Origin of the sequence: Polynucleobacter sp. MG-6-Vaara-E2, assembly GCF_018687695.1 — a bacterium.
Taxonomy (GTDB): Bacteria; Pseudomonadota; Gammaproteobacteria; order Burkholderiales; family Burkholderiaceae; genus Polynucleobacter.
Genome location: NZ_CP061303.1, coordinates 863,425 through 876,397, shown reverse-complemented (window position 1 = coordinate 876,397; position 12,973 = coordinate 863,425). Strand labels below are relative to the sequence as shown.

The window sequence follows — 12,973 nt, the reverse complement described above, 5'->3', positions numbered from 1 at the left end:
CGGGAGGTGAGTGTCTTTAAGCGCTAGGGTATTTAATAAGTTTCGAACCTTGCAATGATACCAGTTTTGGTCCCTAAGTCCTTGAATCCCCAGCCAAATAGGCTCTAAAGGCAGATTTCCTCCCCCAACTCGAAGACTGAGGAGGTTCACCTGAACAGCTTAAGCGGCAGCGCTTTGCTCGATGATCGTCTTAATTTGAGCCAAAACAGTTTGATCTTCCATGGTGCTGATATCGCCCGGATCACGCCCTTCGGCGACCGCTTGTAAGGCGCGACGAACGATCTTGCCAGAACGTGTCTTTGGTAAAGCTGTAACCACATAGACGCGTCCAGGACGAGCAATCGCACCTAACTGGCTATCGACTGTCTTCATACACTCTTTTTCCAAGTTTTCTGCTTTAGAAGCATCTTTTGGAATCACGAATGCAATTGCAGCCTGACCTTTCAGCTTATCTTCAATACCAACAACAGCTACCTCAGAGATATTAGGATGACTAGAGATACTCTCTTCAATCTCCCGAGTACCAAGACGGTGGCCTGCAACGTTAATCACATCATCGGTGCGACCCAAAATAAAGAAGTAGCCATCTTTGTCTTTAATACCCCAGTCAAAGGTGGAATAAATCAATTTGCCTGGAATGGTTTCCCAATAGGTGCTGACGAAACGCTTGTCATCGCCCCATACGGTTTGCATACAACCTGGAGGCAATGGGCCTTCAATAGCAATAACCCCTTTTTGATCTGGGCCCAACTCTTCAGAAGTTGCATCATCCAAGAGCTTCATGTTGTAACCAAAAGATGGCACGCCTGGTGAGCCAAACTTGTGTGGCATCACTTCTACGCCACGTTGGATTGCCAGCATTGGCCAGCCTGTTTCAGTCTGCCAGTAGTTATCGACGATCGGCTTCTTAATCGCATCATGAATCCAACTTGCTGTTGGTTCATCCAAAGGCTCACCTGCCAAAAATAAGGCGCGTAATTTAGAGAGATCATGTTTAGTTAAGAATGATGGGTCTTGTTTTTTCAAGACACGTACCGCTGTTGGTGCCGAGAACATTACAGAAACGTTGTATTTCGCAACCAATTCCCACCAGATACCTGCATCAGGACGCAATGGGGTTCCTTCATACATGATGGTTGCCATACCGCTGAGTAACGGAGCATAAATGATGTAGCTATGTCCAACCACCCACCCAATATCAGAAGTACAGAACATGGTTTCACCGGCATTGCCAGTAAAGATATGCTTCATCGAAGCAGCCAAGGCGACAGCATAACCGCCGGTATCCCGTTGAACGCCCTTTGGCTTGCCTGTAGTTCCTGAGGTATACAGGATGTAGGAGGGGTGAGTTGCATCAACCCATTCAATCGCAACGATCTCATTCAAATGCTTTTGACGCTCCGTTGCGTAATCCAAATCACGGCCGGCAACGGTAGTGAATTCTGTTAAACCGCGGTTAACAATCAAGACCTTTTCTGGCTTGTAGCTCGCCAAAGTAATTGCTTCGTCTAATAGAGGCTTATAAGGAACGGCTTTGCCGCCACGAGCACCAGCTTCTGCAGTGACAACCATCTTGGGTTGTGCATCATCAATGCGCGAAGCTAAGCTGTGTGATGCAAAACCACCAAATACAACTGAGTGAATAGCGCCGATGCGCGCACAAGCGAGCATTGCAAAACATGCTTCCGCAATCATGGGCATGTAAATCAGAACGCGGTCGCCCTTTTGAATACCATTGGCTTTATAGATAGCAGCAATACGATTGACTTCTTCGTACAGCTCTTTATAGGTATAGGCTTTTTCTTGATTGGTCTCAGTGGAGACAGCTACAAGTGCAATCTGATCGGGACGATCTTTAAAGTGACGATCTACTGCGTTATAGCAAAGATTGGTAAGACCACCTTCGAACCATTTTGCAAATGGTGGATTGTCGTAATTTAAAACTTTGTCGAACGGTTTTTCCCAATGAATCAATTTTGCTTGCTCACCCCAAAATCCGTCAGGGTCTTTAATTGAGCGTTCGTGATGTGCTTTATAGGACATGGTCAACCTAATCTAAAAGTTTCTGAAATTACCGGTTTTTGCTTGTCCCCCTACCGCTTGAATTGGTACTAGAGGACACTGAACTATCATTTTTCGCAGATTTTGCAAGCCCTGTCGATGCGGATTTATGCTGAGATGCAGCATTTTTTGGAGAAGAATTACCCTTAGATCCAGCTGTTTGAGCTGCAGTATTCGATTTTGCTGGCGCGCACTTCACCGCCTTGGCGTTCTTCGCGCCCTTTGCAGGTTTGGGGCACTTTGATGCTGATGAGGACGGCTTTTCTAGGCTAAGACTTGCGTTATCCGCCATAGCTGACGACACATCGCCCGAGCGATTACCTGTTTTGGGAATGATGACGGTAGAGCCAGCCTTAATCCGCATCCCTTTGGGAATGCCATTCACTTGTCTTAAAGCATCAGCTTCAACACCCAGGGTTTTCGCCGCCTGATCAACGGTTTCTGTCTTGCTCACTTTTACAGCCGTCCAAGTCGACAATGGTTTAGTGTATTGCTTTAAATTGGATTGAAAGATTTCTGCATGACCAAAAGGTAGCAAAATTTGCTGATTGGCATTGCTCAAGATCACTGGCTTATTAAATGAGGGATTCAGACTATGAAATTCATCCTCAGGAATTTCCGCCAACTTGATTACCAATGCAACATCAATATCGCTACCAACATCAACAGCAACAAAGTATGGGTGATTTTCTAATTCCGGCAACACGATGCCATAAGCCGAAGGATCTAATACGATCGCTCGGTAAGCCATGAGTTTTGGCACGTACATACGTGTCTCACGGGGCATTGTTAAGCTCTCATAATCTGTAGGAAGGCCTGCAGCAAGATTGCGTTTCTGGGCCTTGGCAACATTCCCTGCACCCCAGTTATAGGCTGCCAATGCAAGTTCCCAGCTACCGAATTGGTTGTTCAGGCGCTGCAAATAATCTAAGGCGGCATCCGTTGATTGCAAGACATCTCTGCGCTCATCACGAAAAACGTTTTGCGTTAACTGAAAATCTTTTCCGGTAGCAGGCATAAATTGCCAGAGACCAACAGCCTTTGCACTCGACTTTGCATTCGTTACAAATGCACTTTCTACAAACGGGAGTAATGCGATCTCGGTTGGCATATTCCGCGCATTCACCTCTTGAACGATGTAGAACAAGTAACGCGATGAGCGTGCCATCGAGCGATTGACGTAGTCTGGTCTTGCGCTTAACCAGCGTACCTGCTCAATCTCTAGGGGGCTATTCATGGACTTCATTTGGAAACCGTCCCGAATGCGAAGCCACAAGTTATCGGAGGGTGCGTAGACCTTGCTGACAGACTGATTCTTTAAATTGATCCGTGTTGCACCTGAGGCTTTTGAGCCTTGCTTGGTTGGGGTATCCGATGACCAATCACCGGTGCTAGCACAACCCGATAAAAAAGCGGCAATCAACAGTGACACATAAACCAAACGCATCAGAATCGATCTTTCCAGGCACGAATGACTGCTAAAACATGGGCCGGGGTCGGCAGATCCGTCTGATCAGATACTGCTTTTGCCGATGCAATCACCTCAGCTTGATCACAGCGCATAAAAGGGTTTACTTGAAGCTCTTGGCCAATAGTAGTTGGCAATGTTGGAAGTCCCTTTTGACGTAACTCTTGCGCGCGTTCTGCCCAGGAAATTAAATTCACATTGTTTGGTTCAACTGCTAATGCAAAACGAATATTGGATAGCGTGTATTCATGAGTGCAAAAGACCAGGGTGTTTTTTGGTAAGGCCGCAAATTTAGCAAGTGACTGCGACATTTGAGTAGGCGTACCCTCAAACAAACGTCCACATCCTGAAGCAAATAAGGTGTCACCACAAAAAAGCATCGGCTCGACAACGTTGGCTTGCATATTCGCAAAATAAGCAATGTGACTTAATGTATGACCTGGTACTTCAAAAACTTTTAGGCTCAAGCGCGGAGAATCAATCTCTATCTTGTCGCCCTCCATAACAATATCTGTTCTACCTGGGATGTTGTCGCCAACCGGACCGTAAACCGGGATTTTGGGACCCAAGGCATTTAAGAGATTGAAAATACCCCCCGTATGGTCAGCGTGATGATGCGTAATGAGGATTCCCTTGAGTTGGAGATTTGCCTTCTCGAGGTACTCCAATACAGGCGCGGAATCTCCTGGGTCAACCACCAAGGCAGACTTCCCATCGTGGATACACCAGATGTAGTTGTCGTCAAAGGCTGGAATCGGCCAAACTTGCAATAAAGTATTCTTATCCATAAGACGATGATACCAACCCCACCCATCCCCTCGCAGATGCCTGCACCCCCATGGAGCTCATGGGAGAAATGGCTGCAATCTCCTCCTGGTCGCTATGTACTGCGTTGGGAGCAACAATGTTTTGACCAAATTGTGGCCGATGTTTTTGGCTTCCATGCCTTACAAATTGGCTTACCGCAAATGAATGCGCTTAGCGAGAACCGGATGCCTTTGCATGCACTACTCATTCATGCGAACGACAACCTTGAATATGCATCCAGGTTTAACTGGCATTTAATTGAAGGAAATACCTCTGAGCTCCCTTTTGCCAATGAAAGCCTTGACCTTGTAGTGCTGCCTCACGTTCTTGAGTTTGCTGCAGATCCCCATCAAATTTTGCGTGAGGTCGATCGCATCTTGCGTCCTGAAGGTCGCCTTGTGATCTCGGGTTTCAATCCTGCAAGCTTATGGGGTGCCCGTCAGTATCTCAGTAGATTAATAGGTAATCCTTTCCTTCCGAGAGACGGTCAATTTATTAGCTTGATTCGAGTGAAGGACTGGCTACAGCTTTTAAATTACTCTCTAGACCGTGGTCATTTTGGTTGCTATAAATTCCCGCTTCATGGTGAATCATCTATGTCCAGAATGGAATTTCTGGAATCGATGGGCAACCGCTGGTGGCCAATTTTTGGGGCAGTTTTTCTTGTATCTGCAATTAAACGACACAAAGGCATGCGCCTCATAGGACAAGTTCAACCTGTACGGATACCCGCCATTACCCAACTCAGTCCAGCCGCTGAGCGAAATCAATTGCGTGATTCTTTGAAGAACAGTCAGAAGCAGTAAATTACTGAGATGCCACATTCCAAGACCGCCCATCATCCGCCCCATATCGTTATTTATACCGATGGTGCTTGCAAAGGGAATCCAGGGCCTGGGGGTTGGGGAGCAGTTCTTCGATCAGGCAACCATGAGAAGCACATTCATGGAGGCGAGAAGCTCACTACCAACAACCGCATGGAAATTAGCGCAGTGATCTTTGCTCTGCGTGCACTCAAACAAAGAAGCTCAGTGGAGCTTTGGACGGACTCCCAATATGTCCAAAAAGGCGTTACTGAGTGGCTGGAGGGCTGGAAAAAGCGTGGCTGGAAGACAGCCAGCAAGGATCCCGTCAAAAATGCCGATTTATGGCAAGAATTAGACGCTCTACTGCCTGACCATGACATTTCTTGGCATTGGGTGCGGGGTCATGCTGGCCACCCAGGTAATGAGCTGGCAGACCAGCTCGCCAATAAGGGGGTTGAGGAGTTTTTGCCTTAGAGCCAATAAGCCTCAGACCAGCACTTATTAAGCCTGCTTATGAGAGAATGGGCGAGCTATAAAGTAGCTATAAACCGCATTTAAACTATAAAAAACTTAGAAAAACGAGACTGTGTCAAAAATTGAATCTTCTCTCGATCAGCTTGTCGCCAAGTTAGGTCAACTGAAAAATGGCAGCAAGACCCGTTTGTGCGCACTTTGGCAAAAAGCATCGCCTCGGCTGGGTAAATTAAAACAGCTTGATGTTCCTACTACTAAAGCTTTTATTCTGAAATTTAAGTGGCGCATTTTATTAGTCATCATCGTTCTTTACGCGGCCTCCAAAGCTTATGACTATTTTTTCCCGGCGCCCGATAAAGCTGGTGGTCCAGTGACTGTAACAACTGTCATTGTCGAAAAGAAAGATGTACCGCTCATCATTGAGGCTACTGGAACGATTGTTTCTAACAGCATTGTTGATATACGCCCAATGGTCAGCAATACAGTAGCAAAGATCAATGTCAAAGATGGTCAGGAGGTCAAAGCGGGCGATCTGCTATTTACCCTTGATGATCGCAACGACAAGGCAAATTATGAAAAGCTCAAGGCATTAGCTGATGACGCCCAAAAGCAATATTTACGCGCCAAGGAGTTGGTTGCTAAGAACTTTATCTCTAAAGCAGGTTTAGAGACCTCCTTAGCGAATGCCAAGTCCGCCCAAGCCGCAGCTAAAGCAGCTGAAGTTCAACTTTCATTTGACTACATCCGCTCACCAATTGATGGACGTGCCGGTATCGTGAACGTATTTCCTGGTTCTTTGGTACAAGCAAGTAACGTCGTCACTACTGCAACCAGTTCAACTGCCACCTCCAGTGTTGGATCAATGGTCACCATTACCCAATTAAATCCTATTAATGTGCAGTTTGTTATCCCAGAAAAAGATATTCCAACGCTACTTGAAAATCAATTGGATGGTGAGCCCTTAAAAGTGAAGGTCACCGTAGGCGATTCAAGCAAGAAGGTTTATGAAGGCACAGTATTGGTGGTTGATAACCAAGTAGATCCATCCATTGCAGCCGTACGAGTTAAAGCGCAAATTCCGAATGACTCAATGACATTGCTCCCGGGTCAATTTGCACGCGTCTCTTTGGTTGCCAGCGATTTAAAGGATGCCCTATCTGTTCCCTCTCAGGCAGTGGTCATCAATCCACGCGGGAAATTTGTCTTCACCTTGGATAAAGAAGGCAAAGCCAGTCTAGTACCAGTCAAAGTGGTTTATGACTATCAAGGCTCTTCTGTCATCACCGGCATCCAGGCAGGTGATAAGGTTGTGGTCGAAGGAAAGCAAAACCTTCGTCCGGGGGGCAAAACACGCGAGGCGAAGTCTAGTGAGAAGCCAGGGGCTAAACCAGAATCAACTCCTTCAGCACCCAGTGCACCAGCCCAGCCTGCTGCATCGGCCACGCCTCCAGCTACTCCAAGCACTACAGACAAAAAATGACGCTATCCGAGTTATGTATTCGGCGGCCCGTGATGACCGTGTTGCTTTCCGTAGCAACCGTGATCGCAGGCACAGTTGCCTATTTAAAAATTCCGGTAGCTGCGCTACCAAGTTTTAATTCACCAATTATTTCAGTAAGCGCCTCGCTACCAGGTGCATCGCCTGAGAATATGGCTGCGTCTGTTGCGCTTCCATTGGAAAAAGAATTCTCAACTATTGACGGCATCACCGTCATTAGCTCAACAAACTTTCTAGGCAGCACTAGTATTACGCTCGAATTCAACAATGATCGTGATATTGATAAAGCGGCCGTGGACGTTCAAGCAGCGCTATTGCGCGCACAAAAGCGCTTGCCGATTGAGATGACAATTCCACCGTCTTATCGAAAAGTGAATCCAGCAGATACGCCAGTCTTAGTTGTTCGTATGAGCTCGCCATCAGTCAACCTGTCCGATCTCAATGCATACGCCGAAAATTTGCTTTCACCCAATATCTCCACTATTAGTGGTGTTGCTCAGGTGTTGGTCTATGGTGCAAAGCGTTATGCGGTTCGCGTCCGCGCTCATCCTGATGCTTTGGCCAATCGTAATCTCACCATGGATGATGTAGCCCTTGCCATCAATAAAGCAAATGCTAATAGCCCGGTGGGCGTTCTTGATGGACCCCGTCAGGCCATCACAATTTATGCCAACCCACAATTAGTTAGGCCTGAAGAATTCGGTAATCTCATCATTAGCCAGAAAAATGGTTTGCCCATCTATTTGAAAGATATTGCTGAGGTTTCTGAGAGTTATGAAGATGTGAAGACCTTGGCAAGCGCCAATGGTGAACGCTCCATCGCGATTGCTATCTTGCGTCAACCTAGCGCTAATACCGTAGAGGTTGTGAAATCGGTAAAGCAATTATTGCCCGAGCTACAAAAGCAAATGCCGGAGTCCATCAAGCTCCAGTTACTCAATGACCGCTCACTGTCGATTATTGAGGCGATTCATGACGTGAACTACACCCTGGCATTAACTGTGCTCTTGGTAGTTCTTGTTATCTTCTTATTCTTAAAACATGTATCAGCAACAGTCATACCATCGATCAGCCTGCCTATTTCATTGATTGGTGCATTCTTCTTGCTGTATTTCTTGGGCTATAGCCTAGATAACATTTCTTTACTTGGCATTACTCTGGCTGTTGGCCTGGTAGTTGATGATGCGATTGTGGTGCTTGAGAACATCATGCGCTATGTTGAAGAAGGCATGGATCCGCTGAAAGCCTCTTTAAAGGGTAGTAAAGAAGTTGGGTTCACCATTATTTCAATCTCAATCTCACTAGTAGCAGTGTTTATCCCACTGTTCTTCATGGCGGGTCCTATTGGCTTGTTATTTAGGGAATTTGCAGTTGTGGTTTCGCTATCCATTCTGGTATCGGCAATTGTTTCTCTCACTGTGGTTCCGATGCTTTGCAGTCGCTTTTTGCCAAAACCTGGACAGCATGCCAAGGAGTATGCGATTAACAAGAAATTTGATCGCTTCTTTGATTGGATGCTCAAGACCTATATTCACTATTTAGATTTAGCACTAAAGAATCGTAAGAAAGTGCTTTGGGGTGCGGCTTCTACTTTTGTGATTACCGTTGTCCTATTTATCAATAGTCCAAAGGGCTTTTTCCCAGAGGAAGATATTGGCCAAATTCAGGCAACAACTGAGGCATCGGAAGATATTTCATTTAGAGCGATGCTGGCTTTACAAGATAAAGCGGCTGAGCTGGTTAACACCGATCCGAACGTCGCCAGCTCCATCTCTATTGTGGGAGGTGGCGCAAGCTCTGGTACGAATACAGGCCGTATCTTCATCATCTTGAAAAATAAGGCCGATCGCCAAAAGATGTCTAAGGTGCTGGAAGGTTTGCGCGCTAAATTTAAGGAGCTACCTGGACTACAGGTCTACATGCGTCCCGTGCAAAACCTCCAACTCGGCGGTAAAAATAGTAAATCCCGTTACCAGTTCATTTTACAAAGTGTTGGTTTTGAGGGCGTGAACGAATGGGCGGATAAGCTCATGCAAAAAATGCGGGCTGACCCGATGTTCCGTGACGTGACTTCTGATTCTCAACTCAAGGGCTTAAACGTCAAGATTGATATCAACCGTGAAAAAGCGGCGAGTGCTGGTGTCTCGATTTCTGACATTCGTACCGCGCTATATTCATCCTACGGTGAGAAGCAGGTTTCAACAATTTATACCCCTGTAAATACTTACTATGTCATTCTTGAGGCCTCAGAGGATGACCGTCAGTTCGAAACTGATCTTAATAAGATATTTGTTCGCGGCCGCGCCACGGATAAGTTAATTCCACTGTCGAGCCTGGCAACATTTACTCGCACGATTGGTCCAACTGCGGTGAACCATCAAGGCCAAATTCCCGCGGTAACACTATCATTTAATTTAGCGCCAGATGTCTTCTTAGGTGATGCCACTAAGAAGATTGAGGAATACACCAAACAAATTGACTTGCCCCCTTCTATCATTACTAGCTATGGCGGTGATGCTGCTGTCTTTAAGAGCAATCAATCGGGCCAGTTGATTTTGATTTTTGCCGCATTGGGCGTCATCTATATTCTTCTGGGCGTTCTCTACGAGAGTTACATTCACCCGCTGACTATTTTGGCTGGCTTACCATCAGCTGCTATTGGTGCAATTCTTTCCTTACGCTTATTTGGTTTTGAATTAACGATAGTTGCTTCGATTGGTATTTTGCTTTTGATTGGTATTGTTAAGAAGAATGCGATTCTGATGATCGACTTTGCCCTAGATGCACAGCGTAGTCAGGGAATGACTCCCGAAAAAGCCATTCGCGAAGCATGTATCTTGCGCTTCCGCCCAATCATGATGACCACATTTGCAGCCTTGATGGGCGCTTTGCCTATTGCATTCGGTATTGGTGCTGGCGCTGAATTGCGTCAGCCTTTAGGTATCAGTGTTGCGGGTGGGTTGATTTTTTCTCAGTTTGTAACCTTAATTATTACCCCTGTAATTTATCTCTACCTCGATAAATATGCTGGCAATGGTCCAATGGAAATTCCACCATCAGTTCTTGAGGGCACCTAATGCGTCAAGTTATTCTCGATACCGAAACTACTGGCTTAAACCCAGCAACAGGTGACCGCATTATTGAAATCGGCTGCGTAGAGGTCATTGACAGACGTTTAACGGATCGTACCTTTCACTATTACATCAACCCCGAGCGTGATATTGATGCCGGTGCTTTTGCAGTTCACGGACTCTCTCGTGAATTCCTTTCTGATAAACCTGTTTTTGGCAATATCGTAGAACAACTCATTGAGTTCGTTGATGGCGCTGAAATCGTGATTCATAATGCTGCGTTCGACTTGGGCTTTCTTGATAACGAATTCGCGCTTCTCAAGCGCCCTCCATTTCGAGGGTTAGCCGCAAAGGTTATCGATACTCTACTTGATGCGCGCCAAATGTTTCCAGGTAAACGCAACTCCTTGGATGCGCTTTGCGATCGTTTTGGTATTAGCAATGAGCATCGCACTCTCCACGGCGCGCTTTTAGACGCCCAGCTACTAGCTGAGGTCTATATAGCGATGACTCGCGGTCAAGAAGATCTCTCGATCGACTTAATTGATTACACCGTGGGTTCTGATTCTGATGGGCATGCTAGGGCTTTACCAACTAACCTTAAAGTTTTGGGCGCTAGCAACGAAGATCTTGAGCAACATGAAAAGATACTTGCGGAAATTGCAAAAGCTTGCAAAAAAGACCCCATTTGGAGTCCCGCAAATATTAGCAATTAAGCCTTTTGCTCTATTAGACTTAAATACAGAGATTCTAAGTTTGCAACGTATTGCTTGGTATCGAACAGGGGCGCTGTAAATCGATTTAACTCTTGCTTGTTTCGCAGATCTTTTAATAGCTGCGGATTATTAGCGAGCTCTAGCGCTTTGCTGAAATACTCATCCTGAGTTTTAGTAATTAACTCAGACATCCCTAAGGCTGACAACTGGCTCGCAGCAACTCGTCCTGCAAACGTCTCACCTATCTGGGTTAACACAGGCACTCCTGCCCACAAGGCATCAGCGGCTGTAGCATGCGCATTGTAGTTAGGAGTATCGAGAAATAGATCCGCAAGACGCAATCGGCTAAGGTGGTCTTTTCTTGCGGGAACTCTGGTAGCAAAAATAATGCGCTCAGAATCCACTCCTCGCGCATTTGCCTCAGCCCGAAGATTCTTCATCGCCTTCTCTGAGGTTTTTGAAAGCCAAAGGATACTATCAGGGATTTGTTTTAAAAGCCCCATCCAAACATCAAAGATCTGCGGTGTGATTTTGTAAGGGTTGTTAAAGCAACAAAAGATAAATGCATACTCAGGAAGATCTTGACTCTCCCTACTTGGCAGTGGGCCGAGTTGATCAAGCGTAATGCTTGTATCTACTGGAAAAAATGAGTGAGGCAAAACGGCAATCTTCTCGGTGTAGTGAATGCGATGATCTACTGGAACTGCAATGTCATCGGCAATGAGACAGTCGTAAAAGTCTGACCCTGAAGTTCCCGCATACCCTAAATAGTTAATCTGCACGGGTGCAATTTTTTTAGCAAATAAGCCGGTTCTCGCTCCTGCAGTATGACCATTGAGATCTATTGCAATATCCAGCCCTTGTTCAAGAATAAGATTCTTTGCAACAACATCATTGAGACCAAATAATTCAATCGATTGATCAAAACTTGATACGAGGCTAGTTTCCACCTCATCGCCGACTCTTCTATTAAGGAAGAATCCAAAAACCTCAAAGCGAGATCTGTCGTGATAACGAATCAGATTTTCCATCAAGATACCAACTGGATGGTTCTTAAAGTCTGATGAGAAATAACCAATGCGGATCTTTTGATTTGGATTCTTGTTTGGGCTAGGAACTACTTGAGAATCTAGTGCTGGGTAACGATCCGCAATAAACATCTGTGCACAACGTTTTTGGAGCTCTAGGCTGGCTGGAGTTTGGAGCAAGGCAAAGGGAATAGTCACCTGATTGCCATCACTCAGCAAGGAGAGCATTTGAGGAACAGTCGGCTCTGAGTCATTCCAAATGCAGGACGTTAACTTGGTAGAGAGTAACTGCCCAATCAAATAGGGATGCAATGGTTTTAAGGAGAATGCCTTTTGATAACTTTCAAAGGCTTCTTCACCCAACTTCAGCTCAAGTAATGCATTGCCGTGGTTAGACCAAGCCTCTGAATAATTGGGGTTTAGAGATAAGGCCCTCTCATGAGCTAGTCTAGCCTCTTCAAAACGGTCTAGATTGAATAATGAATTCCCAAAATTGGTCCATGCCTCTGGATAATTTGGATTGAGCTCAAGTGATTTTTGATAACTATCTACCGCCTCAGCGTTATAGCTAAGGTCTGATAGTAAATTGCCTCGGTTGGACCAAACTAGGTAGTAGTCAGGCTGCAATTGAATCGCCTGATCATATAGAGACATAGCCTTGTCATAGCCCTTTAACTTTGCGTAGGAAGTCCCCATATCCGTCAACACATGCGGATTATTGGGCATCAGGCGATTTATCTTCTCGTAGGTTTGGGTAGCCTCTCTAAATAAATTAGACTCATGTTGTGCTTTAGCCAGGTTATTGAGGAGCTCTGCATTTTTTGAATCTAAACTCGCTGCTTTTGTAAACGGTTCAACTGATTCAGTCACTCGACCTTGCATCGCCATGCACAGGCCTTGAACCTGAAGGGCTACAAGATCTTTAGAGTTAACTCGTAAAATGGAGCGCGCGATGCGCTCAGCTGATTCCAGACGCTGATTTTGAAATTCCAGCAACATCTGCTGGAGTAAAGGTGCGTACGGCTGAGCCATGCATTAAAGAAT

The 12,973-nt window shown here is 45.7% G+C and carries 9 protein-coding genes; 5 read left to right on the top strand and 4 right to left on the bottom strand.

Annotation, left to right across the window (positions count from 1 at the left end; all coding sequences use genetic code 11):
• Positions 1-159: 159 nt before the first annotated feature.
• From ICV38_RS04605 to gloB, 3 genes are read right to left on the bottom strand one after another with little or no spacing between them, the layout of a single operon-like run.
• Positions 160-2,043 carry a propionate--CoA ligase gene (locus ICV38_RS04605; protein ID WP_215382552.1) on the bottom strand — a complete coding sequence of 628 codons (1,884 nt, stop codon included), beginning with the start codon at positions 2,041-2,043 and terminating at the stop codon, positions 160-162.
• A gap of 28 nt (positions 2,044-2,071) precedes the next feature.
• The gene (locus ICV38_RS04600; protein ID WP_215382551.1) at positions 2,072-3,508 is read right to left on the bottom strand and encodes a transglycosylase SLT domain-containing protein; all 1,437 of its coding nucleotides are present in this window, start codon (positions 3,506-3,508) and stop codon (positions 2,072-2,074) included.
• The gene (gene gloB, locus ICV38_RS04595; protein ID WP_215382550.1) at positions 3,508-4,317 is read right to left on the bottom strand and encodes a hydroxyacylglutathione hydrolase; all 810 of its coding nucleotides are present in this window, start codon (positions 4,315-4,317) and stop codon (positions 3,508-3,510) included. Before gloB ends, ICV38_RS04600 begins: the two co-directional genes overlap by 1 nt.
• 36 nt (positions 4,318-4,353) lie before the next feature.
• Between gloB and ICV38_RS04590 the strand changes: the two genes are divergently transcribed.
• The 5 genes from ICV38_RS04590 (at position 4,354) to dnaQ (ending at position 10,901) form a co-directional block, all read left to right on the top strand.
• Entirely contained in the window at positions 4,354-5,142 is a 789-nt protein-coding gene (locus ICV38_RS04590; protein WP_251368243.1) for a class I SAM-dependent methyltransferase, read from the top strand.
• Between the two features lie 9 nt (positions 5,143-5,151).
• A complete protein-coding gene (gene rnhA, locus ICV38_RS04585) occupies positions 5,152-5,616 on the top strand; it encodes a ribonuclease HI (RefSeq protein WP_215382548.1) in 465 nt (154 codons plus the stop codon).
• A gap of 112 nt (positions 5,617-5,728) precedes the next feature.
• Positions 5,729-7,096 (top strand): efflux RND transporter periplasmic adaptor subunit, encoded by a 1,368-nt coding sequence (locus ICV38_RS04580; RefSeq protein ID WP_215382547.1) that lies wholly within the window; start codon positions 5,729-5,731, stop codon positions 7,094-7,096.
• On the top strand, positions 7,093-10,191 hold the full coding sequence (locus tag ICV38_RS04575; RefSeq protein WP_215382546.1) for an efflux RND transporter permease subunit: 3,099 nt from the start codon (positions 7,093-7,095) through the stop codon (positions 10,189-10,191). The genes ICV38_RS04580 and ICV38_RS04575 overlap by 4 nt, the downstream gene beginning before the upstream one ends.
• Positions 10,191-10,901, top strand: a complete 711-nt coding sequence (dnaQ, locus tag ICV38_RS04570; RefSeq protein ID WP_215382545.1) for a DNA polymerase III subunit epsilon — start codon at positions 10,191-10,193, stop codon at positions 10,899-10,901. Before ICV38_RS04575 ends, dnaQ begins: the two co-directional genes overlap by 1 nt.
• Here dnaQ and ICV38_RS04565 read toward each other — a convergent pair.
• Positions 10,898-12,961 carry a tetratricopeptide repeat protein gene (locus ICV38_RS04565; RefSeq protein WP_215382544.1) on the bottom strand — a complete coding sequence of 688 codons (2,064 nt, stop codon included), beginning with the start codon at positions 12,959-12,961 and terminating at the stop codon, positions 10,898-10,900. The two genes, dnaQ and ICV38_RS04565, sit on opposite strands and share 4 nt — an antisense overlap.
• Between the last annotated feature and the right edge of the window lie 12 nt (positions 12,962-12,973).